Origin of the sequence: Brevibacillus sp. AG162 (genome assembly GCF_006715575.1) — a bacterium.
GTDB classification, from domain to species: domain Bacteria; phylum Bacillota; class Bacilli; order Brevibacillales; family Brevibacillaceae; genus Brevibacillus; species Brevibacillus brevis.
In genome coordinates, this window is sequence record NZ_VFNO01000005.1 from 24,773 (window position 1) to 49,326 (window position 24,554).

At 48.4% G+C, this 24,554-nt stretch carries 22 protein-coding genes; 9 read left to right on the forward strand and 13 right to left on the reverse strand.

Annotation, left to right across the window (positions count from 1 at the left end):
* Positions 1-250: 250 nt before the first annotated feature.
* The 4 genes from FB479_RS16395 to FB479_RS16410 form a co-directional block, all read right to left on the reverse strand.
* On the reverse strand, positions 251-1,027 hold the full coding sequence (locus tag FB479_RS16395) for a sporulation protein (protein WP_106654587.1): 777 nt from the start codon (positions 1,025-1,027) through the stop codon (positions 251-253).
* A gap of 56 nt (positions 1,028-1,083) precedes the next feature.
* Positions 1,084-1,629, reverse strand: a complete 546-nt coding sequence (locus FB479_RS16400; protein WP_142066008.1) for a sporulation membrane protein YtrI — start codon at positions 1,627-1,629, stop codon at positions 1,084-1,086.
* On the reverse strand, positions 1,626-1,937 hold the full coding sequence (locus FB479_RS16405) for a YtrH family sporulation protein (RefSeq protein WP_142066009.1): 312 nt from the start codon (positions 1,935-1,937) through the stop codon (positions 1,626-1,628). Before FB479_RS16405 ends, FB479_RS16400 begins: the two co-directional genes overlap by 4 nt.
* A gap of 132 nt (positions 1,938-2,069) precedes the next feature.
* Positions 2,070-2,294, reverse strand: coding sequence for a hypothetical protein (locus FB479_RS16410; RefSeq protein WP_106654585.1), 225 nt, complete (start codon positions 2,292-2,294; stop codon positions 2,070-2,072).
* A gap of 315 nt (positions 2,295-2,609) precedes the next feature.
* Between FB479_RS16410 and FB479_RS16420 the strand changes: the two genes are divergently transcribed.
* The 3 genes from FB479_RS16420 to FB479_RS30535 are packed head-to-tail and all read left to right on the forward strand — an operon-like array spanning position 2,610 to position 4,159.
* Entirely contained in the window at positions 2,610-3,857 is a 1,248-nt protein-coding gene (locus tag FB479_RS16420) for an MFS transporter (protein WP_142066010.1), read from the forward strand.
* Positions 3,854-4,006 (forward strand): hypothetical protein, encoded by a 153-nt coding sequence (locus FB479_RS30530; RefSeq protein ID WP_185746381.1) that lies wholly within the window; start codon positions 3,854-3,856, stop codon positions 4,004-4,006. The genes FB479_RS16420 and FB479_RS30530 overlap by 4 nt, the downstream gene beginning before the upstream one ends.
* 15 nt (positions 4,007-4,021) lie before the next feature.
* Positions 4,022-4,159: a hypothetical protein gene (locus FB479_RS30535; RefSeq protein ID WP_185746382.1), complete on the forward strand. Its 138-nt coding sequence runs from the start codon at positions 4,022-4,024 to the stop codon at positions 4,157-4,159.
* 71 nt (positions 4,160-4,230) lie between these two features.
* Here the strand turns inward: FB479_RS30535 and FB479_RS16425 are convergent, their stop codons facing one another.
* Complete coding sequence (locus tag FB479_RS16425; RefSeq protein ID WP_142066011.1) at positions 4,231-4,746, reverse strand: hypothetical protein; 516 nt, start codon at positions 4,744-4,746, stop codon at positions 4,231-4,233.
* Between the two features lie 41 nt (positions 4,747-4,787).
* Positions 4,788-5,867 carry a M42 family metallopeptidase gene (locus FB479_RS16430; RefSeq protein ID WP_142066012.1) on the reverse strand — a complete coding sequence of 360 codons (1,080 nt, stop codon included), beginning with the start codon at positions 5,865-5,867 and terminating at the stop codon, positions 4,788-4,790.
* Positions 5,868-6,019: 152 nt separating this feature from the next.
* Here FB479_RS16430 and FB479_RS16435 point away from each other — a divergent pair, with 152 nt between their 5' ends.
* Both FB479_RS16435 and FB479_RS16440 read left to right on the forward strand, forming a co-directional pair.
* Positions 6,020-6,859: a GNAT family N-acetyltransferase gene (locus FB479_RS16435; RefSeq protein ID WP_142066013.1), complete on the forward strand. Its 840-nt coding sequence runs from the start codon at positions 6,020-6,022 to the stop codon at positions 6,857-6,859.
* A gap of 78 nt (positions 6,860-6,937) precedes the next feature.
* Entirely contained in the window at positions 6,938-8,239 is a 1,302-nt protein-coding gene (locus tag FB479_RS16440; RefSeq protein ID WP_142066014.1) for a BaiN/RdsA family NAD(P)/FAD-dependent oxidoreductase, read from the forward strand.
* 237 nt (positions 8,240-8,476) lie between these two features.
* On the opposite strand, the gene FB479_RS16445 is transcribed toward FB479_RS16440, so the two are convergent.
* From FB479_RS16445 to FB479_RS16480, 7 genes are all read right to left on the reverse strand, one after another.
* A complete protein-coding gene (locus tag FB479_RS16445; RefSeq protein ID WP_106654618.1) occupies positions 8,477-8,686 on the reverse strand; it encodes a hypothetical protein in 210 nt (69 codons plus the stop codon).
* A complete protein-coding gene (locus FB479_RS16450; RefSeq protein WP_142066015.1) occupies positions 8,683-11,133 on the reverse strand; it encodes a septation ring formation regulator EzrA in 2,451 nt (816 codons plus the stop codon). Before FB479_RS16450 ends, FB479_RS16445 begins: the two co-directional genes overlap by 4 nt.
* Positions 11,134-11,180: 47 nt before the next feature.
* Positions 11,181-11,783, reverse strand: coding sequence for a forespore capture DNA-binding protein RefZ (gene refZ, locus FB479_RS16455; RefSeq protein ID WP_142066016.1), 603 nt, complete (start codon positions 11,781-11,783; stop codon positions 11,181-11,183).
* 255 nt (positions 11,784-12,038) lie between these two features.
* The gene (locus FB479_RS16465; RefSeq protein WP_142066017.1) at positions 12,039-12,947 is read right to left on the reverse strand and encodes a hypothetical protein; all 909 of its coding nucleotides are present in this window, start codon (positions 12,945-12,947) and stop codon (positions 12,039-12,041) included.
* A 127-nt stretch (positions 12,948-13,074) separates the two neighbouring features.
* A complete protein-coding gene (locus tag FB479_RS16470) occupies positions 13,075-14,073 on the reverse strand; it encodes an MBL fold metallo-hydrolase (RefSeq protein WP_142066018.1) in 999 nt (332 codons plus the stop codon).
* A gap of 66 nt (positions 14,074-14,139) precedes the next feature.
* The gene (locus FB479_RS16475; protein WP_142066289.1) at positions 14,140-16,380 is read right to left on the reverse strand and encodes a sensor domain-containing diguanylate cyclase; all 2,241 of its coding nucleotides are present in this window, start codon (positions 16,378-16,380) and stop codon (positions 14,140-14,142) included.
* A 38-nt stretch (positions 16,381-16,418) separates the two neighbouring features.
* Positions 16,419-17,000, reverse strand: a complete 582-nt coding sequence (locus FB479_RS16480; protein WP_142066019.1) for a histidine phosphatase family protein — start codon at positions 16,998-17,000, stop codon at positions 16,419-16,421.
* Between the two features lie 229 nt (positions 17,001-17,229).
* Here FB479_RS16480 and FB479_RS16485 point away from each other — a divergent pair, with 229 nt between their 5' ends.
* From FB479_RS16485 to FB479_RS16500, 4 genes are all read left to right on the forward strand, one after another.
* Positions 17,230-19,515, forward strand: a complete 2,286-nt coding sequence (locus tag FB479_RS16485; protein WP_142066020.1) for a YcdB/YcdC domain-containing protein — start codon at positions 17,230-17,232, stop codon at positions 19,513-19,515.
* Positions 19,516-19,807: 292 nt separating this feature from the next.
* A complete protein-coding gene (gene rpsD / locus FB479_RS16490) occupies positions 19,808-20,407 on the forward strand; it encodes a 30S ribosomal protein S4 (RefSeq protein WP_016742106.1) in 600 nt (199 codons plus the stop codon).
* Positions 20,408-20,704: 297 nt separating this feature from the next.
* A complete protein-coding gene (locus FB479_RS16495) occupies positions 20,705-23,845 on the forward strand; it encodes a penicillin-binding protein 1A (RefSeq protein WP_106654573.1) in 3,141 nt (1,046 codons plus the stop codon).
* A gap of 71 nt (positions 23,846-23,916) precedes the next feature.
* Positions 23,917-24,549 carry an N-acetyltransferase gene (locus tag FB479_RS16500; RefSeq protein WP_106654572.1) on the forward strand — a complete coding sequence of 211 codons (633 nt, stop codon included), beginning with the start codon at positions 23,917-23,919 and terminating at the stop codon, positions 24,547-24,549.
* Positions 24,550-24,554 lie beyond the last annotated feature (5 nt).

A 24,554-nucleotide genomic window follows, 5' to 3' on the forward strand; every position in this document is an offset into this window, starting at 1 on the left:
AATTTAGGTAGAAGCCTCGACACCGATTCATAGATCAGTGACTATCCTATAGGGAATTGACTACAACTTGCGGCTGGGAGGAAAATCGATGAGCTTTTTTAACGGTGGTGGCTTTAATGGGATTGCGCTGGTTCTCGTTTTGTTCGTTCTGTTGTCTATCGTAGGGGTTGGCGATGATTAAGACCACCATAAAGAAAAAAGGCTGACAGAGTAGTCATTTCACTCCGTCAGGCCTTTTTTGTATCATTCTCTAGCGAAGCTGCTGCTTAATGAGCGCTTCAATCGCTTCGGCAATGACATGCGTATGTTTGTTCACGTCTGCATTCGTTAAGCGGAAGCGGATATAGCGTTCATCGAGATTAAATGCTTCTTCAAATGCTCCCATGAAGCCTCGCGCACGTTTATCCAGTTCCAGTAAAACTTCCAATTCGCCATCGCGAAGGTAGAAGACTACTTCGAGCTCCTCCAATTGGCTGCGGTATGGCCCTGTCGGACGGAATTCAAATTCCTGTACAAACGGATGATTGCGACCAAGGTGGCGATTGTATTCGCAGTCTACCTTATACAGCTGGAATCCGATCTGTTGAACAGCATCCAACACTTTGGACATTAACGGATGTGGGCGAACCTCGATGAAATCGGAATCCCCCGGGTCAATCGCATTTTTAATATCGAGACCTGTCCGTAGGTAAACAGGTTGACGCCCCATCGTCAATGGCGTCTCATATGGCAATTGAAAAGCGAATGGCAGAACGGTTTCTTCTTTCGGCTTCAATTGTACCCGCTCAGACAGACGATATTTTACAAGTGTGCATTCTTCCTTCGTCTTGGTGTCGTTGATTTCTCTTTCATAGTGTGTGACGACATACATGTAGATTTCGTCGATTTCCTGGGCCACATCTCCACCCTTGATATGGACCTCACCTCTGACCATATCTCCGGGAATGAGTGAATCCTGCTCAAGACGTGCATCTACTTGCGCAGAGCCAATACCTACACTAGCCAATAATTTTTTGAACATGGACATGTGTTCGCCTCTCCTTTATACCGACCCAGACTTACATGATCTGGCTATCAGATATTCTATATTGAAATATACGGCGGAAGAAATAGAAAGTTTCGTGCAATCTTTTGCCAAACATCATCGGGGATAACGTCCGCTGTCACGAACACATGCAGCGTTCTACTGATCACGACCGTTTTGATTCGTACCTCCACTGTCGTTCGATCAGACAAAATATATTCGCGGCGTCGCAGCATTTCATGCAAGACCTGATGAACCTCCGCAACCTGCTCAACCTTCTTCCCTTTCAACGAAGCGAGATCCTTCTCCACCCGATCGACTACTTGTACCACTATGGTGGCATGAAGCGGCTGCTTTTGATCCGCTGTGAGCACAGTGGCGCGTACGTCTTCGATGACCGTCTCTTGCTTTTTGCGATAGACCCGCTGATTTTGCTTCAGCTCCAGATTTTCCTCGTACAGTTTTTTGTTTTGCAGCTCCAGGCTTTTTTTGATCAGCATCATCTGTTCCATTTCGCGTCCGTATGTAAATAAAATCACGGTTCCGCCCAACATGCACCCCATTAGCAATAGAGCGAGGTAACGTTTCCAAAGAGTCACCTTCATGAGCGCACCTGTACCAGCCAATGCACGCAAATCGTCCCGATATGGGCACCCAAGAATGCGACCACGATCATGACGAGCTGTTTAAAGACAGGCGTCAAATTTCCCATCAATATTTTTTCAATCTGCAAAAACGAATCAAAAGTTCCTCCCAATGCCCCAACCAATCCCCATATTTTGAGCTGGTCAACCAATTGGGCCATGGATAACAGCGGAGGCTTTTCTGTGAGAAATGCGCCCACCCCACCTGAAAGAGCACCGCCAACCACAATGCCATAAGCCACGAAAAACGTCAAAATGACTTGTGCCATGTTGCGCTTCATCCTCTCTTCGAACAAGCAGCGTATGCTTATCCCTACGCTCGCCAGCCCGGTTTTATAACAGGACTCGTCAGCGTTCCAAATAAAAAGCGGCATGCTATATTTGGCAGCATGCCGGATCGATCAGCGTCGATTCCTTCTCCATTTTCTCAGTCTCTTTTCTATGCGCGGCGAGTTCATGATCATGAGATCCGTAAACAAGTTGACCATTTTCGGATTGCGCAGCATCTGGTTAAAAACCTCTGGATTTTGCTTGAACCATTGCTCATTGGCACGAATCCATTTCTTGAAAGCGTCGTTTGATTTGTAATAGTGATTCAATTGCCGAACCGGTCGATATGCACTCATCTTAATCTATCCCTTCGTCAAAAAATATGGCGAGGAGAAAAATGATCACGATGATCCAGATGATCACTTCGAAACCTTCCTCGTTGAAGAAACCAAATCCTCTCACGTCAGATCCCCCCTTCATCCTGCCGTGCTCCTCGCACCATTCCATACCGCCCATGGTACCTTTCCCTATAGGTATATGTGGTTCCACGCCTGTTGGATTGGACGCTTGCCTGCCTTCATATCGTTTTTGTGTGCTGGCCTATATTTTTTGCATAGTGACAATCCTTTTCCACTCATACTAGAGAGGAATGACTCAAAGAGGAGCCAAACATGACAGCCTCTACTGGATCTCTGTTACGCAACAAGCCTTACTTGCTGTTACTGATCGTCATCTTTTTCATGCACATGGCCTCTTATCTGGTCATTCCCGTCTTCCCAGTCTTTTTGCAAAAGGTACGGGTTCTTTCTCTCTCCCAAGTCGGCATCATTTTGGCAGCGGGAAGCATCACATACCAAATCGGAAGCTTGGCAGGCGGCTTGATGTCAGATCGCTGGGGCAAACGCTCCATCCTAGCCTTGGGGGCATTCCTTCAAGGATGTGCCATGGCAGGCTATCACTTCAGCCATTCCTATGGTTTCTTCTTGTTATTCTCCTCTGTCAACGGCTTGGGTCTTGGCCTGCTCGCTCCTACCATTAAAGCCATGATCGCGGATGAAGTGGATGAGAGCCAAAGAACCGCTGCCTTCTCGTGGAGAGGGATACTCGCTCATAGCGGGATCATTGTCGCTGGCTTGGTCATTACGTGGATGACTGCGGGTGGGAAACAGCCGTTTCTCGTAGCTGCCTTTGTATACGGAGCACTTGCTGTTTTTTCTCGCTTCATCCTTCCCGATGATCGCTGTGTGGGAACAGATTGCGAGCAAACACCGATCAAGGAGTATCGTCACATCTTGACCCATCGCAGTTTTCTGTTCTTTTCCGCGATCTCGCTTCTGATCTGGGCGCTTTACGCGCAATTCGCCATGATTCTGCCGTTGCGGGGAGAGCATGTCCTGCATTCCGCTACGATGATTGGCCTCATTTGGACGATCAACTCGCTCAGTGTCGTCGTCTTGCAAGGGTTTATCTCACGCTTTGTTCTACAGCGCATCAATCCGTATTTCTCTGTCACGATGGGAACGATCTTGTTGGGAGCAGGGCTTACGCTCATGGGATGGGCGAACCACTTCCTCACACTGTCCGGTGCTGCGATTCTTTTCATTTTGGGTGAGATGCTGTTTATGCCGATGCTGGACAGTCTTGTCACTCATTTCGCAAAGGAAGACTGGCTGGGGGCGTACTTTGGCTTTTCCAATTTCGTATCTGGTCTTGGGACGGCTCTCGGGACGGGGCTGGGTGGAGCGATGGTTGAAAAACTAGGGGGGGTCGGCAGCAATTATCCGTGGATCGGATATGGAGTGATTACGCTGTTTTTGGCGGCTGTTCTTGGTCTGTTTACCCTATACGCCATTCCTCGCCACAAAAACGCTGCACTTGACTCTCCCTTAAAAAATCGCAGAAAGGAAGGAGCCACATGAACGCAGAGGAACACGCACAGCATCAACCCGAAAAGCAAATAGAAGTGCTCAGGCGCGTGCCGCTCACCTCCCTATTCATCCAACTGGAGGACCATGTATCCTCCCGCATTCGCCAAAAAACAAATTCGCCTTGGCAACCATGGCTCTGAGAAAGGGGTAATTATATGACCAAGCAAAGCAAGGATTCCTCTATACAGCAAAATCGACCAGACGAACGCAATCGCCAGCCCAAAAACGTTCAAAACGATGCGCCGGGCTATGGAGACAAAAAACTGGAGGGGCCAAACCGTCCTTCCACCTAATCCTCAGGCAATCCATAAAAAAAGTCATTTTGCGCCTTCATGCAAGGGCAAAATGACTTTTTTCGTTTCCTTTACGGAATCGGTACGAGCTTGTACGGCAAGGAAAATGCTTCCAATCCGTCCAAAAATGCTTGGCGAGACTTTTCATCAGGCGCAATCAGTTGGAGATAGCGTGTGAAATAAAACACGATGCGATCTTCTTTGCCCTCTTTCAAGCGATAGTGGGACAGCTGTGCGATGTCCGTCAAGTTGTAAAAATATTCATAGCGCTCCTCTGTAAAAGGCGCTTGAAAGGTCCGGCTGACGACTACACCATTGCTCAGATTTTCCCGCATGTTCTCTTTGGTTGCCCCGAGAAAACGAAGCAGCTCCCCGGCACGCTTCGCCCCGACCTTTTCCACCAGTATGCTGTCGTTGTACTCCACTTCCAGATCGGTCAATTTGTTGGAAACGGCTGCAAGCATGGCCATCAACACCTTGCGCACTGCCAGATTCTCCGTAGCAAATTGATTGTCAAACACATTAAATTCAAAGGACGTAGCTTCGCCCTGACGCCGTGTATACAATATGATCGCGTTCAAAAGCACTCCTCCGCTTTCTACTCACTCAACAATATTCTCGAGACCATTTATCTAGGCAAAATGGATTCCCACGTTGCCTTGTCCAGCTTGCGAATGACACTGAACAAGAGACGCTTGGCTGCCTCGTAATCCTCACGATCAATGATCGAAGCATGGCTGTGAATGTAACGGGAAGGAATTCCAATGACGGCAGATGGCACTCCCTTGCCATGGTACTGAACGACACCTGCATCCGTCCCGCCCTTTGCCACATAAATCTGGTATGGAATGTTCTCTTCTTCGCACGTGGAGATGAGAAGCTCACGCAATCCTACCGGCATGACGTACATCGGATCGTAGATGCGCATCAAAAGTCCACCGCCGAGCTTGCCGCCATCGTCTCTTACACCTGGTATGTCTGTGGCTGGACTCGCATCCAAAGCCAAGAACAAATCCGGATCAATGGACGCAGCGGCAGTTTTCGCACCGCGCTGCCCTGACAATTCTTCCTGTACAGTGGCCCCGACATAGACCACATTCGGATGATTGGGTTTTTCGTGCAGCTCTTTTGCGAGCTCCACTGCCAAACTGCAACCATAGCGATTATCCCATGCTTTCGCCATGATGCGGCGCGGATTAGCCATGGCCTGCAGCGGGCAAACCGGTACAATTTGCTGGCCAGCCCGTATTCCTATCTGTTCGGCTTCCTCACGTGAATCCACGCCGATATCAATGTACATGTTACGTACATCCATCGGGCGATTGCGCTGATCTTCGCTCAAGACATGCGGCGGGATCGAGCTGATTACGCCTTCGACTGGTCCATTGTCCGTAATAATTTGTACACGTTGAGCGAGCAGGACCTGCCCCCACCAGCCTCCCAACGTCTGAAATGAAATAAATCCCTTATCAGAAATTCGGGTGACCATGAAGCCGACTTCGTCCATGTGACCCGCTACCATAATTTTCGGACCGTTCTCGTCACCACGCATAACGCCAAAAATACTGCCCAAATTGTCGTACATGAGTTCACTCGTATAGCTGCTTATGTATTCCCGCATAATCTCGCGTACCGGACCTTCGAAGCCAGGCGCTCCTGGTGCCTGCGTCAAACGGTTCCACAGTTCAACTTGAAATTTATTTTCCATCGCCAAAAATCCTCCTCGACCCTAGTTTCATGCCTGTTATCCTTCTCTATTATCCGCGAGGGAGAATTCAGACGCAACTATTCCCAAGCAGGAATGCAAGTTCTTGTCCCGAATGAAGAAAAAACACGAATCGTTTGAGGAGGAAAAAGCAGATGGCAATCACGTTACGAAAGTTGGCCGAATTCAGTGAGATTGAGCAATTAGAAGAAATGGAGGGGAAAATATGGGACCCTTCTAGTGCTATTCCCCACCATATGACACTCACCATGCAAAAGTTTGGCGGTCTGTTTTTAGGGGCATTCGATGACGAGAAAATGATCGGCTTTTTGTACAGCTTCCCGGGCTTCACCAACGGAGAACCCCATCTTTGTTCGCATATGCTCGGCTTTTTGCCAGAGTATCGCAAGCAAGGGTTAGGTGTACAAATGAAATGGCTGCAAAAAGAAGAAGCGGCAGCAGCAGGCTATTCCAAAATTACATGGACGTATGATCCGCTTGAAACTGTAAACGGTGTTCTGAACATCGCCAAGCTTGGCGGAATCGTTCGCACTTACTTGCCAAACTGCTATGGACAGCTCGATGACGACTTCAATCGAGGACTGCCGACAGACCGTTTCCTCGTTGAATGGATGATCGGAAGCGATCGTGTGGAATCGCGTCAGGCAGGGAACACCCCTACTCCCTCTTTTGAACAGGCGCCAGACCTGTTGCATCTAGAAATCAAGGATGATATTCCTCATCCTATCAAAATCGATTTGTCACGCGAAGAACCTGTGGTGCTACTGCCTGTCCCTGCCTTCTTCCAGGATGTTAAACGGGCAGATATGGCCGTCGCTTCCTTGTGGCGAGAGATGACGCGGGAATTGTTCATGGCCTATTTTGCCAAAGGATATGTCGTCACGAATATCCTCCGTGGTCAATCCACCGTTCATTACGTCTTAGAAAAGCAGCCGTTGACTGATATTTTAGGTGCCTCGTCCTCTCTATCCTAGCTGGAATTGCGCGCCGGGTGGGCGGTATGTGGTAAAATGGGTGTTGCCCAACCCTAAACAACAAAGGACGAGAATGAAATGAACCGATCACAATACAATTATGACGTCATCATCATAGGCGGCGGTCCCTCTGGGCTGATGTCCGCTATTGCCGCTTCTGGCCAAGGTGCCAGAGTCTGTCTCGTGGAAAAAGGCTCAAAGCTCGGACGAAAGCTCATCATATCTGGCGGTGGTCGCTGCAATGTAACCAATGCCAAGGAACAAGATGAATTAATCAAACAAATGCCGGGAAATGGCCGCTTCATGTACAGTGCTCTCACCCAATTCGGCAACCGAGAGATTATCCAGTTTTTTGAGGAGATGGGTGTCGCGTTAAAAGAAGAGGATCGGGGCCGCATGTTTCCCGTCACAGATAAAGCGGTGACAGTCGCCCAAGCCTTGATTGATTTGTTGAAGCGCCAAGGTGCTACCATTCATTTAAATGCCGCTGTAAAAGAAGTTATCTATTCGGAAGGCAGAGTCGGTGGTATCATGCTCCAATCCGGTGAGAAAATTACCGCGCCTTGTGTGATTATTGCCGTCGGAGGCTGTTCTGTACCACAGACAGGGTCTACAGGCGATGGCTATGCATGGGCGAAAGCAGCCGGGCATACGATCACAGAGCTGTATCCTACTGAAGTACCGCTTACAGCCAATGACTCTTTTATTCGCGATAAATCGATCCAGGGTCTGTCGCTGCGTGATATTACGATGACGTTGTATGCACCCAATGGGAAAAAGATTAACACCCAGGAAGGCGATATGATCTTCACTCACTTCGGAATATCAGGCCCCGCTTCCCTGCGCATGGGACATTATGTCTCTGTGTCTCAACGAAAATACGGAGCGGTTCCTCTTTCTCTGACGATCGATCTCATGCCTGACAAAACGGCCGAAGAAATCATGTCGGAAAGCTGGCAGCTGATCGAGGAGCAACCAAAAAAGGCAGTAAAAAATGCAATCAAAGGCTTCCTCCCCGAACGGATTATCCCACTGTTGCTTGCGATGGCAGGAATTTCGGATGAAACGACCTACAGCCATATGAAGAAACAAGAGTGGAGCAAGTTCACGAGCTTGATCAAAGCTTTTCCACTCACCATTACGGGGACGCTCTCTCTTGAGGAAGCGTTCATTACAGGTGGCGGTGTGAGTGTAAAAGAGATCGATCCTCGCTCGATGAGATCCAAGCTCATGGATGGGTTGTATTTTGCTGGCGAGGTCATGGACGTCCACGCCCATACCGGTGGCTACAACATCACCATTGCCTTTTCGTCTGGCTATTCTGCGGGTACGCATAGTGCGCAGGAAGCATTCGAATTTTTTTACGAGAATGACGTTTAGATCAAGAGGGATTGGGGAAACTATGAATCAGGTTCTCTTTTCATGAAAAGAGAAATCAGCACATTACTCCCCCCTAGTTGTAATGTGCTGGTTTAACAGACCTTACTCCCTTTATCTTCCTAGATGGGGCATCGCCTGCGTGAGCGATGCTTCTTTTTTTGTCCAACAAAAAGCACCTGCTACAAAAGACGGCAAGTCCATCTTTTCATAGCAGGTGCTTTATTCGTAGTTATTGGTTTATCCGACAAGGCGGAACAAATACGCAAATCCAGCGAACAAAAAGGCTAGGCCCAACAGAAAAAACGTGTTGGCACGCTGCTTGACGCGCCTTTCGTCTCCTTGAAAATAAGCATTCATCCGCGATTGCCAACGTTTTGTCCGCGGCTGTACCATGATGAGAATGCCAACTGCCAGTAAGAAGAGAGGAAAGATCAGCATCGGACTCATCCCTTTTTCTTGCGACGCAGAAGCCAACGGTTGTCCTCTTCGGCTGGTGCGCCTTCGATTACCAGACGGGCCTCCTCCGCAAGCTGATAGGCTTCTGCGAAAGCCAGTTGTCGAAATGATATCTCTGCCTTCGTCAACAACTCATTGACCTGGCGATTTTGTCGGCGATAACGGTTGGTATACTGAATGGCACCCTCTGCCATCTGACAAGTTGTAATAATGCGTTCTGCCATCCGCTCTGTTTCGCCGACCAAATCACTTGCGTCCTGAACCAGCATAGCCACCTCTTCCAGATCATAGCGGTATTGCTCCATGATCGTTTGCACGCGGCCCAACGTTTGCACGACTTCTTCAAACATGTATTTCAATTGATCCGGAATCCCCGGCAAGTAGCTCCGCTTGATGTGCTGACGCACGCGGACTAATGTGTTAGAAATTCGCTCCAGTTCATCCAGCGCATCGTCTTCCGTTTCGATGACCAAATACGTTTGCTCTTCTTCTTCCGGAATCATCTCTTCTTGTTCAGGCTGACTCTTCGGCATGACCAGTTCATACTCTTCTTCTTCTTCGTAAACAGGCTCCTCAGCTTTGACTGTTGGAGCAGACTTTTGTGCTTTTTTATTGAAAAGCTGAGGAATCGCTTGTAACAAAACGGAACGTTCAGCTTCACTCAGCTCTGAGGATTTGCCTCGCACCGTTCGCTCTTCTTCCACTTTCGTCTGCTGGAAAGGAGTCGGCTTTACAGAATCTGCCTCACTGGTAGAATGCTCGATCTCGCTAGCTGGAGTCGGCTCAGGTGTACGAATCTCCGGCTCCACAGCCGCGGATGTCGCCGCTACTTGCTGTAGCGAATTATCCTGTTCCACCTCTCCTGCTTCTGCTCTCTTTTCTTCCTGCACAAATTCTGTCTCATCTTTGCTTTGATTCATTTCTATTTGCGGTTCAGCTTCTGCATATACAGTCGCTGCTGCTTCATCACGAGCAAGAACGCCATCTTCTATCGCTTGATACGTCGCATCAAGGAGGACTTCGAACGCTTTGACATGGGTCAATACCATTTCCAGGCTGCCCTCTTCCAAAGCGCTCTTCGCGGACATGACCAATTGCTTCGCCTGCAAGAGGGCATTGTCCAAGGAATCCTGCTTTAAATCAAAGCCGTCACGAACGGCCTGCTCAATTCCTTCCTCCAGATGCTTGAATTCTTCCGGCATTTCCTTTTTCACGCGTTGCACAAGCTTTGGAATGAGCTCCATCGCTTGTCCTACCTGCTCTAGCACTTGCTGCGCTTTTTGTGTGGTTTCGTAAGCTGCGATGTCGTCCCCTGCCGTCCGCGCAGTTTTCACGAGTTTTCGCATCGTGTCTACTTCATCGAGCGATGCTTTCAATTCATGAAAAGACAATCCGTACTCCAGACGCAAATCGGACAAGCGTCGTTCCATCTGCTCCACTTGCTTTCCGATCTCAGGAACAACAACCTTGTTTTCTTGCTTGGTAACTGCCACTTTGGAGGTGTCTGTTTTTAGCTCATTCAGCTCTTCCTCAATTTTGGAAATAGCCTCTCTCGCCTCATTCAGCATGCCAAGTGCCAACGTAAAACGGAAGCGATCGCAAGCCTCTTCCGCATCGAGGATCATCATTTCCACATCAGGGATGCGAATGCGCAACAGATTTTCTTTTTTGTCAGCCAAGTGGTGGTAACGGACTTCTGTCATGCCGCTGGAACGGCGAAGCGGTTTTTCCACCTCGATGACATTGATCTTCTCAACGAGCTCTTCCTTCCAATCCTCTACATCGTCTACTTGGGCAAAAATAGCCCGGCGTCTAATCATCGCGTAAATCAAGCCGATCGATAGCCCAGCAAATACAGCCCCAACCAGATAAATCCACCATGGAATACCTCCGAGTGCGCTACTGCTTTCGCTCTCTTCCGCTTTACTAGCGTCGGTCGCACCCGGATTTGCTGTTGCTTGCTTGCTTTCGATGCGGCTAAGCTCTTGGTTTACTTCCGCAATTAACGTCTGAATCCCGGTCAAATACTGCTTTTGTGTACGGAATGGTTCATAGAAAGACGCAATCTTGTCATGCAGCAATGCCATCGTGGCACCTTTTGCCTGCAAAGAAGGACCGGCGTAAATCCCCAACTGCTCGGTGTTTATGTCGAGTACGATCATCAAGGCATCGTCGGCCAAATTGTAATTGTCAAACAGCTTTTGTGCGTAGATATCTGGAGATTCAGCTTCTGGTGCCGTGCTTTCCACTACGACGACTTTGTAGCTGCCCGGTATGCCGTTCAATGAATTTGCAAAGGCGGTCCTGTCTTCTTTTTTCAAATAGTTGTCAGCGTCCTGAACAACTTCGTCTTTTTTGTCTGGAAACGGCGTCGCATAAGCCGGATTCGTATATAACAACATGCCTGCCAAACAGAGCATGAATAGTTTTCGTTTCACTTGTCATACATCCCCTTACTAAAATCATTCATTGGGAGAGGCCACGCCTAAGCGGGCAGCAAAGAACCTCGCAGATAACACATAATCGAGGTTTGCAGCCATTGGACGAACTCCTCGGAAGATGGCTCCAGATCATAGACCTGGCGAACCATTTGTGGTTGCAAAAATGGATATATCATCTGGCTCGTCATAGCCAGTACTGTACGATCAATAGAGACGGGCAAAAACTCACCCGAGACGACACCGCCCTCGATCACACGCGAAAGCCCGTGCTTCCATCGACTCATATATAGCGTCATCACTTCACGAGCAAGCATGGATTCTACGCTCAACTCCCGGTGAATCAAACGCGTGATAGGCGCATGCTCACATTGAAATTGCAAATACAGCTGCACAACTTGTTCCAATCGTTGATAGGCAGGGATGTTTTCCTGCTCGTTTCCCAGTTCTTCCAAAAGGCGAAACAACGTCTCAAAGTAAGAAGCAATCAGCGTCTCCAGGACTCCTTGCTTCCCTTCAAAGTGATAGGAAATCAGCGCGGAATTTACTTGAGCAACAGAGGCAATTTGTCTTACGGAGGTTCCTTTGTAGCCATGAACATCAAAAAGCTTCGCTGCTGCGGATAAAATACGCATTTTCGTCTGATCCATCAGGCATCTTTCCCATTGTACAGATTATTCGACGAAAAAAGATAGTCTTGTTGTATGTTCGACAATGTTTTCCAGTATCCTGCTCGTAATGCTGATTCCATCGAAAAAAACCGCTATCGCATAGAATTTCTTCCACATAAGAAGTACGTAAAAAGCATCGAGCGCGTTACCTCATCTTTTCAATTTTCCCTGACAGAAAAAAGACGCTCCTGTCTGTTTTGCAAGAGGAACGTCTCACTTGATTACTCTTACTCCCTATTTGCTTTTTTTCGATGGAGCTGTGATGGGGGCAACTGCTCCATATTGCTGCAAATACGTTTCTACTTGCGTATGCTCTTTTACACGCTGATCGTTCAAATCGTACGAGGATCGAATGGACATCGTCATATTCGTGGGGAGCATCGTTTTTTTATTATAGTGAATCGTGTACTCTGCCTCCACTTCCATCTGGTTCACGAGCTCGTTTACGTCCACCTTCTTCTTGGATTGAATCGTGGGTCCGGAATGTTGTGTAGGCGTCCCTCTCCAATTGCCTTCCGAGAGTGACATCGCTAGCTTTAGCTTCGGTATGTAGGGTTTCTCTCGCCCTGCTATCGATTGGACTTTTGCTCCCGACTTTGTTTGTTCTTGCATTTGGGCAACAAGCCAGCTCTTTAGTTTGGCAGAATCCAATACGACTCCGAGCGCCTCAAAATCGTCTTTTGGATTCTCATCTGGCAGCATCCGGACGTTTTGTTTCATATCGTTGATTTGCTGAAACGAAGCGATGGGGTTCCAGTTGTTCATTTCTTGATGCAGGGCCGGACTATCCCCTGCGACATGCTTCCAGCCTTCGTTTTGTCCATGCTTGGTATACAGCTTGTCCCCTTGGCTGAGCAAGGATAAGTTGTCCACTCTGTTTTCTTCTGGGACAGAGAGCTTCACGTTCATGTAAACAGCCTCTCCATCCTTTCTGCCCGAAAAGTTAACCATGTTCGCATTGGCACTATTTGCCGTCAACAGCTTGGTTTGGCCGTAGAACGCATACGATTTCTGCGCATCGAACTTGTCACGCACCTGCTCAAACATTGTATTCGCATCCTGCTTCACATTCATTTGATTACAGCCACCTACAACAACTGTACATACAAGAGCCATTACGCAAATGGGCCAATACTTCTGCATAGATGCTACCCTCCCTCAGCTACCCTAGGTCAGCCTCATGTGGGGTCCCAGGGTAATAGTCCCTTTTAGCGTTTCCGGGGAGGAATAGGCTTATTCTATTTGCAAGCCTCTCTTGGACGATCAGGTTTTACAGGTGGTAATACAAGACTCGATCCTGCTCTCTCACTTCAATCTGATGGAGAATCATCAACAAATCGATGTGCCCCAATGTCTCGGATAGCGTCAATGGCAATTCTTTTTGGTACAAGCCTGGAAATAAGAGAGCATTCAGTTCAAAAGCTGTCTTTTCTCCATCTGCAAGAAGCCTGCGAAGCGTGTCTGTTCTCTCCCAGTTCTTTTGCAGACGAGCAAGTATGAGCTCTCGATGGTTGTAAACCGGTTCACCGTGTCCACTCAGGACTTGTCTGATCTCCATGTCCGCACACATTTGCAGCGCTGTACGGTATTGGATCAAGGTCAGTGGTCTTGTACTCGTGCGATTCCGGGGTGGTTCAATGAAGGCATTGGATGAAATTCGCTTGATGATATGGTCGCCACCAATCATGACTTGATCCTTTGCCCGATACAACGACAGATGGCTTTGGCTGTGTCCCGGCGTATACAGTACCTGCCAGTCCTCCAAGTACGGTACCTTTTGCTCATGCTTCAGATGGACGTCAATCTGGCTTGGCGCAGAAAACGTCTTCATCAGCTTGTGAAATTTCGAGATAATGACCATCATTTTTTCTGGTACACCACTCTGGATGTACAGCTCTTCGAAAAACTGATCATGAAAAGTCATAAACTGCTCATCCTGCTGTACATAAGGCGTTGCCTGCGGATGGGCAAATGTCTTCGCTCCCGATCGTTCCCGTACTTTTTCTAACTGCCCGCAATGATCCACATGATGATGCGTCAGTATGACTTGATCGATATCTTGCACGCTTACCCCAATCGATTCTAAGCCTTCTGTCAAGGCCGCCCACGCATCGTCGGTCAATGGACCTACATCAACTAAGGTCAAGCGCTCCCCTTTTAGCAAGTAGACGTTTACTGCCCCCACATCAAAAGGCGTAGGTATTTCCAGACAAAAAATATCAGGTGCTACTTGCGTCGCGATCCTTTGCTTGCCATCATTCGTTGTCATTTTTTATCTACCTCTCAAGTTTTTTGCCTTTTTTTCCGAAAAGAGAAAAGAGCCATTGTTTTGGCTCTAGGCGAGAACAACTTGATTTCTACCTGAATTTTTGGCTTCATACAAAGCAATATCTGCTTGATGGAACAGCGCTTCTACACTCAGGTTTACATCCATCTCCCTGCTCCATTTCGCTAGTCCGCACGAGATCGTGACCTGTGGAGACGTTTGCTGCTCGACGCATTCCCGTATGCGCTCTGCCACGGAATGCGCGGTGTTTTTGTCCACACGCGGCAAATAAACAGCGAGTTCCTCTCCGCCCCATCTTGCCGCGATATCACTGTCTCGGATGCTATGTCGAATCAGATTGGAGACCTGAATCAGCACCTCGTCCCCTACCTGATGGCCAAATGTATCATTCACGGTTTTAAAATAATCAATATCGATCAAGATCAACGAGCCATAGTTGTCTTTTTGTAATGATCCTCTTACTCGTTCATTCAAATGTCTTCTCGTGTACAGACCTGTCAAATTATCCGTAATGACCATTCGTTCCATTTCATTATGCAGGACGGCGTTGGTCATTGCCAAGCTCGCATGCTGACCAAATATTTCGAGGAGTTTGTAGTCGTCAAAACTAAAAAAATGATAACGGGAATCTGCGACTAAAAGGACTCCACTAATCTCACCCTCGACAACGAGCGGAACTCCCATGAAGGAACAGCACGAAAAGAGCGAAAAAGGAAGCGGTCCTGCCCCTGGTTGAGCCAGCAACAATGCCTGCTTGCTTTGCAAGATTTGCTGAAATGGCTTTTCTGTAGAATCGATAGCCATGCCATTAAACGCTGGAATGGAGGAAGAGAGCACATCAAAGCAATCCTCTCCCGGCGCTTTTCGCAAGATGGCACAAAACTCCGCATCAAAGGTAGCCCGCATCATCGTCGTAACAAAATCGAGAATTTCCTTTAAATCAAGACTTCTGTTCAGCTGGCGTGCCATCTCATTAATCAAACGCAATTCTCGAATTAAATTACGCGATTGCTGATAGAGCTGTGCGTTTTCAAACGCAGTGCCAGCAGTATCCGCCAAGATCGAAATGTAGTCCTTTTCATGCTGATTCAAGGTGATTCGCTGATCGGACGTCACTTGCAAAACTCCGTAGATTCCTTGCTTGCCCAAGAGTGGCGCTGCGATCACCGTCACCTGTTGCTCCCCTTCTCCCACTTCTTCGGCAATGAGACGTCCTTCCAAATAGGCCTTGGTACTGGTAGACGGCTCTACCTCTTGAAAAGAAAGCTGTTTGACCGGGGTGGTTGCATTGGGTTCAACCGTAAGGAAAAGTTCTGCCGACAAGTACGGATAAAGGCTGGGAATGCTCGTCACGATTTCATGCAAAACATCATTCACATCAATCGATGCCTGAATCTTTGACATCAACTGATACAACAAATCTTTTTTGCTCGCTTCACGGCGCAGGTCGTCCGACATGATCGAACGCCAAAGCGCACAGCTTGCCTTCGCCCCTACCTCCTGCAAAAAAGCAACATCCCGCTCATCGTACACGCAATCTGTCTCTTCGGGTGGCAGATGCAAAAACAGTGCGTAGAGCGGCGTTTGGTTCAAGGAAACAGGAACGACGACAAGCCTGTGGTCATCCAAAATGGATGGCATGATTTGTGTCGTACCGAATCTCGAAACCAGTTGGGCTATATGGGTTTGTCCAACTTCGGCCTCCTGCGTGGTTACACTCTCCTGCGGAATCAACGTGGCATTGTCCGCGAGCTTTACGGCCGAACAATAGCCTTTTTGGATAATGTCACTGATCTGACCCGTCAAGCTTTGCAGCAGCTCTTTGGTCGTATCATGCAGCGTCAAATCCATGACAATCTGGCTCGTGACGTGTTGAATATAAGCATCATATCCCATGCGAATCAAGGGCTCTAGCCCGCGCATGTAGGATGACAAATCGAAATGGATTTGGTCTTCGGGCGCTATCATGCCAATGACAGCACGAACCCTTCCATCTTCTTCACACAAAGGAAAGGCTCCACACACGTTGTTCGTTTCACTTCTCGTTTTGACTACGATCTCTTTGGAAGAAAGTGCCTCTAAAATAAAATCAAAGACTTTGCCAATCGATACATCGTGTTGCAGAGTAAGCCCTTGAGAATTCCGAGATGGACCAACCTGCATTTCCATGAAGTTGATTACGCGGCCCCCGGAATCTGTCAAGAAAAGGATGCCTGGGCGCTTTTCCGGCCAAGATTGTAAGATAAAATGGGCCGTGTAGGAAAAGACCGTCTCTAACTTCCCCAACATTTTACTTGACACGAGAAACTCCCTCTCTCAGCATTTTCTCAAGCTTTCAAATGGTCTGTATCATTAACGGATAGAACTTCCCACCTGCGATCTACATACCGAAATATCGTAATACCGGTATTATCGATACGTGTGATCCCCGTTCCTTGTTCTCCTACCGTCACATAATGCAAGAAGCTATTAATGAGACCGCCATGCGAGACAACGACAATCGCCTCACCTGGATGGCTCCCTGCTATTTCTGTCATGGCAGCTACAGCTCGACGCTGCATGTCTTCGAATGTCTCAATTCCACAGGAGGCTTCATCCTGATTCTCAAATCGCTCACGTATTTCTTCATAGGTAAGCCCCTCCCACTCCCCATAGCAACGCTCCCGCAAAGTAGTCCGCGTAGAAACAGAGGATTGGAAGTTACCAGCAATCTTGGCAGCCGTATCACGCGCACGACTGAGATCACTCGAATAAAAAGCGTGAATCGTCTCGCCTTGGAACCTGTCTGCTACTTGCTCGGCCTGGCGTACCCCGAGCTCGTTCAATGCGATGTCACTGTGGCCTTGTATACGACGAATCTGATTCCACTCCGTCTCTCCATGACGAATGAGATACATGATGGTTTCCAAAACGATTTATCTCCTTACCGGTCTGTATTCTGTGGATAGTATTTCTTATTATATAAGATGCCTGTTCACAATTCTAGATTGATAAAAAAACATTTGGTACAAAATTCCTATATTTCATTCCTTTCTGTAAATACCACACTCTTTTTTTCATGGATTTGAACTGAAACGAACTTTTACTTCCTCTCGTCAGAGGTGATAAGAAGAATATGACATCGTTGGAGGGGTTCCTATGAAACCGTGGATCATTCGGTCTAGCTCATTTGTTCTATCAGCCAGTCTGTTGCTGCCTGTGGCACAAGCGCATGCACAATCACCTCATGTGAGTACCAATAAAATGGCGACTACTATGCCACAATCAGACTCTGTGGCACAAGCCAAAGCAAAGCTGTCCAAGGAAGCAGCCTTGGCACTCGCCACAAAAATAGTGCCTACCGCTGGGATGACGGTGCAGAATGTGTCTTTTCGTTCAGCGGATAGCTGGCGCCCATTTCCAGAATGGTCGTTTAGTTGGGTAAAGAAAGATCCAGAAAACGGAAAAGCCCTTCTATCCTATAGCGTCAGTATTCACGCCAATACAGGCGAGCTGACTTCCTATTCGCGTCATGATCAGGAATCATCCTCGCTTCCCTATGCAAAACGAATTTCCTATACAGAGGCGCAAGAGCAGGCGAAGCGCTTTTTCGAGAAAAACAATGCAGGAAAAGCAGCGGAAACAAGACTGTATACCCGCGATATGCCAGAGCCAAAAACTCCGCTGAACTCGGAAGTCTTCTATAATTTCCGCTTTGTTCGTGACGTGGACGGCATTCTCTTTCCCGACAACGGCGCAGATATCACGGTGGATGCTTCCGGCACAGTGACCAACTATTCTCTGTCGTGGAACGACGTGACTTTCGAGGATACGGATACGAAAATCTCGGAAGAAGAAGCCGAGAAACTATTTAAAGAACAAGCGAATCCAAAACCAGTTTACCTGCTGCCGTGGGATCGGGTGGAGACGCAAAATAACAAGCCATCTCTAGGGTATATGAATCCTTTCACCTTCTACATGGATGCAGAGACTGGCAAAGCATTGACACAATCGTTGACCCCGTATCAACCAACGAAAGATCCTGAGCCTGTAAGCAGCAAAGTCCTACCTGCACGCCGCAGCGGACAACCGCTCTCCCAAGAGGAAGCTGTACAATGGGCATCGAAAGCATTGAATTTGTCCAACTACGAGCTTCGCTCTGCCAATTACAATGAAAGAGACTACCGTGGCAACCGTCCTGTCTGGGATCTCGAATTCGGTGAAAAAGGCAATAGCGAAGACGGATTTGCGTATGTCTCCGTGGATGCTGTAACCGGGGACATCTACCGATTGAACAAGGAATTCCGTAGCCATAAAGAAAAAACAACCGCTGCTAAAAAACCAGACATGGAAAAACTCAAGGCAAAAGCGATGGAAACGATTCGCGATTTGGCGCCAACCATGGCCCACCAGCTTTACTGGACAGAGCGTGTGGAAGAGGAAAACCAACCCGTTGTTGATTCCGAACGGACGCAGATCCGATTTGAGCGTTTTATCAATGGAATTGCTGCAGCTAGCGGCTCTGCCTACTTCACGTTTGACACAGAAACAGGTGATCTGCTGAGTTACAGTGCTGATTTGGGCAGCGAAACATACCCGACACAAGTTCCCAAGCACCTGCCTGCTGCCGAAGCGAGCGAGAAGTGGTGGACCGAGACAAAAGCAGAGGCAGTATACGCCCTCGTCCCTCTTACTCCTGAGGATGCCAAACGCGCAAAAGAGCAGCCTTCCTACACACCGAAGCGAACGGCCAAGATCGTCTATCGCGCGACAATGACGCCGTTTGAGCAGCCGTATTACCTTGACGCTGTAACAGGCGAGTGGAGCTCCACCTCTACTGGCAAAACGATTGCGCTGCATCGTCCGGCTCCTGCCGATTTAAAGGGTCATCCAGCGGAGAAGGAACTCCTGCTGATGTATGAATACGACGCACTAACGCTAGAAAACGGCAATATCCTGCCGCAAAAACCGATTACACGCGGCGAAATGATTGAAATGCTCATGATCAGTCTCAACCAAGGCAGACACTATCCGGAGTACTCTCTGGAACGAAAGGCCACCTATAGCGATGTGGCAAATGGTTCGCGCTTCTTCTCAGCCGTAGAAGGTGCTGTAGATCGAGGACTTCTCGATAAAAATGCTTCCAAGCTGAACCCAAATGAGACGATTACACGTGAAGAGCTGGCTGATATGATTGTTCGTGCACTTGGTTACAAAAAACTGACGGACTTCCCTGGCATGTTCCAGTCCCAGCTCTCAGACATTGCCAATTCGAAGTACCGCGGTTCGATCATCATTGCGACTACACTCGGTATCGTGCCAACCGACAAACAAAAGTTCCAGCCGCAAAGCCTCGTCCCCCGTGCCGATGCAGCCATTACTTTTACCCGCTTCCTCGAAAAACGGGATACTCCAGACGGTCCGGTTACTTTGTTGCGAAAATAAAACCCAAAAAGCGCCATCCATCCCACTTCTTGCGACGGATGGCGCGCTTCTTTTCCCTTGACTTTACTATATCGCGCCTAGTATTATTGAATGTATGTGTACAGGGTAGCATTGATTGTAGGTAAAAACGGAAGGATGTACCCTCTTAGTTCCCTCCCTTTACAGACTGCGGCTGATCATCTGTGAGGAGCACGATGCGGAAACGCTACCGTCCGAAGTTCGTGTAGATAAAGTAGGAACTAACCTGCCGGAAGTAAACACCTGCGAATCCATATTAAAGGAGAATGAAAACATGTCACGTTACACAGGACCTCGTCACAAACTGGCTCGTCGTCTGGGTATCTCCCTCGATGGTACAGGAAAAGACATCAAACGCAACTTCCCTCCAGGTCAACACGGTCACAACAACCGTCGTAAACTGAGCGAGTACGGAATCCAGTTGCAAGAAAAGCAAAAACTGCGCCACATGTTTGGCCTTAACGAAAAACAATTCCGCCGCACTTTCGACAATGCTAGCAAAATGGCTGGCGTAGTGGGCGAAAACTTCATGAAATTGCTGGAATCCCGTCTGGACAACCTGGTATACCGCATGGGCTTTGCTCCAACTCGCCCAGCTGCTCGTCAGTTGGTAAACCATGGTCACTTCCTGGTAAACGGCAAAAAAGTAAACATCCCATCCTACCGCGTACAACCGGGTGATGTAATCTCCATTCGTGAAAAGTCCCGTGGTCTGCAATTGATCAAGGACGCTCTGGAAAGCCGCACTTTCCTGCCGAACTACGTTACATTCAACGATGCTGCTGCTGAAGGTACCTTCACTCGTCTGCCAGACCGTGAAGAAATGCCAGCTGAAATCAACGAAGTTCTGATCGTTGAGTTCTACAGCCGTTAATCGTCTGAGGATAAAAAGAAAAAGAGTAGTGCCGCTTGTCGGCCTACTCTTTTTTTATGTATTCATATTTGCTTTATGCCACGCTTTCGCCCGCTCCTATGTTCATTTGTCTCCTCCTATGAAATCTATTTTCTGATCCCGCTCTGTAAACTTAACCATGTCTTTGAAACGCAATCACTCACATGCCGTTGACAATTTTCAACGGTTTTTGACACATTTTGCTATCTCCTACGCATCTTCTATCCTCTAGGTTCCTCGTATGGTATAATCAGGTGGTATGCTAGGGGGTCGTAGACTATGTCGAATAACCACACATCTTCCTCTGAATCGACGAAAAAAAAGCGACGCAGAAGCCGTGGCAGGACGTTTTGGGTCATTATCCAAATCGTCTTCGTACTAGGGCTAATGGGAGCTGCAGTCGCGGGAGGAATCGTGACAGGTTATGTTGCCGCACTCGTGAAGGACGAGCCTGTGCGCAGCAAGGAGGAACTGGAGAATAAAATCTTCACCAACTATCTGACTGGATTCGCCTACTACAACGACGGCTCTCTGATCGGCCAATTGCGGGCCGAAGAAGGCGATCGACGTTTGGTGAAGAAAGCAGACGTTTCTCCCTATTTGATTAATGCCATCATCGCAACTGAGGACCATAACTACTACCACCACTCCGGAGTTTCGCTTCAATCCACCATGCGCGGAGCGATTCAGGAATTTACCAACCAGCCTGTCGTAACAGGTGGTAGTACGATTACACAGCAGCTTGTAAAAAATACAATCCTTTCTGCTGAAGTTAGTCACACCCGTAAGGCCCGTGAAATCTTTACCGCGATTCGGATCGAGCGCATGTTTTCCAAGGATCAGATACTGGAAGCCTACATGAACGAAATTTACTTCGGAAAAAACGCCAACGGATCAAACGTATACGGCGTTCAGGCTGCCGCGAAAGGGATTTTTGGCAAAGATGTAAAAGAGCTCGGGCTCGCTGAGGGTTCGTATCTTGCGGGCATGATTCAAAACCCAGGCGCCTACTCTCCATTCCGTGCAGAAAGCTATCAGCGCGGGAAGGAACGCCAAAAAATGGTGTTGGATCGCATGCTGGAAAATGGCTACATTACACAAACCCAATATGATGGAGCTCTCGCCAGTGATTTGAAGGCACAGCTGGCAAAGCCGACGCAGCAAGCTTATCGAGAAGTACCTTTCTTGATGATGGAAATTGAAGATCGTGCCGCACGTCAGCTTGTGGACGCAGACCTCTTGGAAAAAGGTCGAGACAAATCAACCATCGGCCGCAACGAATACCGACAGCTGGTTGAAGAGAAACGTCGCGACATCCTGCGAAAAGGGTACAAGATACATACCACAATCGACAAGAGCGTATATGACATCATGCAGGCTGTTGCAGCCGATCCGAAAAACTTCGGTAAGAATCGCACCTATACGATTCGTCGCTCTAACGGCAAAACAGAAAAAATCGAAAATGCTCTGGAAGAAGTCGGCGCAATGCTGATTCACAACAAAACAGGAGCCATCCTCGGCATGATCGGGGGACGTGACTTCAAGGTGGAACAGACAAACCACGCCACTGTACCACGCCAGCCTGGTTCGGCCATGAAGCCACTTGCAGCTTATGCTCCTGCTTTTGAACTGGGATTGCTCCAGCCAGCATCCCCAATCGATGACGCTCCGGTGCTACTCGCTGACGGCCAGAACGGTTCCCATTTACCTAAGAACTGGAACAACAAATGGCAAGGGATGATGAGTGCCCGTGAAGCGCTGCGGATGTCCTGGAACATTCCGGCGATCAAGACGTATTTGAAAGTTGGCATTCCAACGGCTCTCGAATACGTGAAGAAAATGGGAATCACAACATTGGTGGATGCTGACAACTATGCAGCCACTGGCGTAATTGGCGGTCTTACCTACGGAACAACTGTCGAGGAAATTACAAACGCTTATGGGACATTCGCAAATCACGGTTCTTTCGTGGATGCCTATCTGATTGACCGAATTGAAGATAACACTGGAAAAGTCATTTATCGCCATGAAACCAAACCTGTGCAAGTGTACAGCGAGCAAACAGCTTACTTGATCACTGATTTGATGCGTTCCGTTGTCAATAACGGTACAGGTACGCACATCCGCAAATACGTGCCGCGCAAAGTCGATGTGGCAGGTAAAACCGGAACTACGAACAACAGCAACGACCTCTATTTCGTCGGTTACACGCCAGAGCTGTCCATGGGGGTATGGGTTGGCTTTGACGAGCCATATCCAATGCCAGACGCGGACAAATATGTTCCGATGGTCGTATGGGGTAAGGTCATGAAGGATGTCATTGCGAAGCATCCGAACCTTTCACCTCCTGACTCCACCTTTAAAAAGCCGGCAGGAATTGTCAGTGCGACTGTTGACTCGAAATCAGGTCTTTTGCCGAGTGAGCTTTCAAAAGAAGCTGGCCATTTGATCACTGATATATTCAACAGCAAATTCGTTCCGACAAAGGTGGACGATGCCCACCAAAAAGCACGCGTCATTACGTATAATGGCGAACGGTATTTGGCGAAGGAAGGGACACCTGAAGATTTTGTTACCGAAGGCGTCTTCTACCGCTCACCTGACCCGCTTCCAACCAAGGAGCAAATTCAAGCGAAAAACAGTAGGGTCGCCACCCAACCACCGGATTGGGAGCAACGCCTGCCTGACAAGGAAGACCCTCGCACAGAGGCAGGTGGAGCGCCAGCTTCGCCAAGCGGTGTAACAGCTACAGGCTCAGGCAAGCAAATTACGCTTACCTGGCAATCAGCCAAGGAAGCTGACTTGGTCGGTTATCGCATCTACCGCGCTGATGTGCAGAACGGCTTTGTCAAAGTAGCGACTGTGAAAGATCCATCCGAATTGACTTTTGCCGATACGACTGCAACCCATGGCGATTTAGGCTATTATGTCACTTCTGTGGATATCGCTGGCAATGAATCGCAGCCTTCCGCAATCGCTTCTGTCGGTTCTACACAGACATGGCAGTTGCCTGATCCGAACCAAGGTACGGAAACAGGCATCCCGAATCCGACGGACAATAACGGGAATGGTCAAACAGATCCAGATGGAACTGCGACTAACCCAGCAGATGGATCAGGAGGCACGAATACAGACACAGATTCCGCTTCACCACCTGCTGCTCCGAAATCCTTGTCCATCAAGAATACGCCAAACGGTTGGCAGCTACAGTGGAAAGGAAGCAGCTCGTCTGAGCAGATGTACAACGTATATTTTAGCCCAGACTCAGCAAGCGGCTATTTGCTACTCGGTACAGTCTCTAGCACAACCTTTACACACGCAGCAGACGTACCGAATGGCAGCACCTATTACATTACCGCAGTCAACAGTTACGGAGAATCGCCACATTCTAACATCGTAACTGCCAACACCACAGAATAAACTGGAATGACAACTGACAGAGATGGTTAGACGCCATCTCTGTTTTTCTACAAACGTAAGGGGGGGAACTGATGGAGCACGTCAAACGCTATCATTCATTGAGTCTAATGGTGAACAACAGGGAGCTGCTCGTCGAAGGACCGATTACAGGAAGTCATCTGGCCTCATTACGCTTTGATGAGGGGCTGAAAGCTTTTCGTATCCCTGAACAGCAGCATGAAGCTCTCATCGAAATCGCTGATTTGCCTGAAGGGCGCATTATTATTGCTCGCGAAGGCGACCTTGTCCTCGGCTACGTGACCTTTCTGCACCCCGATCCACTGGAGCGATGGTCACAAGCTCAACTGCCCGATTTGCTGGAGCTGGGGGCGATTGAAATCAGTCATAAAGTGAGGGCGGGTGGCGTAGGCAAAAAGCTGCTGGAAGTCGCCTTCTTGGACGACGCCATGGAAGACTACGTCATTATTACTACCGAGTATTACTGGCATTGGGATTTGAAAGGAACAGGACTCGATGTATGGCAATACAGAAAGGTCATGGAAAAGGTCATGGGCAGCGCAGGACTGAGCTGGATGGCGACAGACGATCCGGAAATATGCTCACATCCCGCCAACTGTCTCATGGCAAAAATCGGCAAGCGTGTACCACCAGAAACAGTCGTTGCCTTTGATGCTATGCGGTTTCAAAATCGTTTTCTTTACTAGTTTGG

What these genes read in the sequence shown, in the direction of transcription:
- FB479_RS16395 (WP_106654587.1), bottom strand. Translation starts at nt 1,027, where the DNA reads ATGTCCATGTTCAAAAAATTATTGGCTAGTGTAGGTATTGGCTCTGCG.
- FB479_RS16400 (WP_142066008.1), bottom strand. Translation starts at nt 1,629, where the DNA reads ATGAAGGTGACTCTTTGGAAACGTTACCTCGCTCTATTGCTAATGGGG.
- FB479_RS16405 (WP_142066009.1), bottom strand. Translation starts at nt 1,937, where the DNA reads ATGGCACAAGTCATTTTGACGTTTTTCGTGGCTTATGGCATTGTGGTT.
- FB479_RS16410 (WP_106654585.1), bottom strand. Translation starts at nt 2,294, where the DNA reads ATGAGTGCATATCGACCGGTTCGGCAATTGAATCACTATTACAAATCA.
- FB479_RS16420 (WP_142066010.1), top strand. Translation starts at nt 2,610, where the DNA reads ATGACAGCCTCTACTGGATCTCTGTTACGCAACAAGCCTTACTTGCTG.
- FB479_RS30530 (WP_185746381.1), top strand. Translation starts at nt 3,854, where the DNA reads ATGAACGCAGAGGAACACGCACAGCATCAACCCGAAAAGCAAATAGAA.
- FB479_RS30535 (WP_185746382.1), top strand. Translation starts at nt 4,022, where the DNA reads ATGACCAAGCAAAGCAAGGATTCCTCTATACAGCAAAATCGACCAGAC.
- FB479_RS16430 (WP_142066012.1), bottom strand. Translation starts at nt 5,867, where the DNA reads ATGGAAAATAAATTTCAAGTTGAACTGTGGAACCGTTTGACGCAGGCA.
- FB479_RS16435 (WP_142066013.1), top strand. Translation starts at nt 6,020, where the DNA reads ATGGCAATCACGTTACGAAAGTTGGCCGAATTCAGTGAGATTGAGCAA.
- FB479_RS16440 (WP_142066014.1), top strand. Translation starts at nt 6,938, where the DNA reads ATGAACCGATCACAATACAATTATGACGTCATCATCATAGGCGGCGGT.
- FB479_RS16445 (WP_106654618.1), bottom strand. Translation starts at nt 8,686, where the DNA reads ATGAGTCCGATGCTGATCTTTCCTCTCTTCTTACTGGCAGTTGGCATT.
- refZ (WP_142066016.1), bottom strand. Translation starts at nt 11,783, where the DNA reads ATGGATCAGACGAAAATGCGTATTTTATCCGCAGCAGCGAAGCTTTTT.
- FB479_RS16465 (WP_142066017.1), bottom strand. Translation starts at nt 12,947, where the DNA reads ATGCAGAAGTATTGGCCCATTTGCGTAATGGCTCTTGTATGTACAGTT.
- FB479_RS16470 (WP_142066018.1), bottom strand. Translation starts at nt 14,073, where the DNA reads ATGACAACGAATGATGGCAAGCAAAGGATCGCGACGCAAGTAGCACCT.
- FB479_RS16475 (WP_142066289.1), bottom strand. Translation starts at nt 16,380, where the DNA reads ATGTTGGGGAAGTTAGAGACGGTCTTTTCCTACACGGCCCATTTTATC.
- FB479_RS16485 (WP_142066020.1), top strand. Translation starts at nt 17,230, where the DNA reads ATGAAACCGTGGATCATTCGGTCTAGCTCATTTGTTCTATCAGCCAGT.
- rpsD (WP_016742106.1), top strand. Translation starts at nt 19,808, where the DNA reads ATGTCACGTTACACAGGACCTCGTCACAAACTGGCTCGTCGTCTGGGT.
- FB479_RS16495 (WP_106654573.1), top strand. Translation starts at nt 20,705, where the DNA reads ATGTCGAATAACCACACATCTTCCTCTGAATCGACGAAAAAAAAGCGA.
- FB479_RS16500 (WP_106654572.1), top strand. Translation starts at nt 23,917, where the DNA reads ATGGAGCACGTCAAACGCTATCATTCATTGAGTCTAATGGTGAACAAC.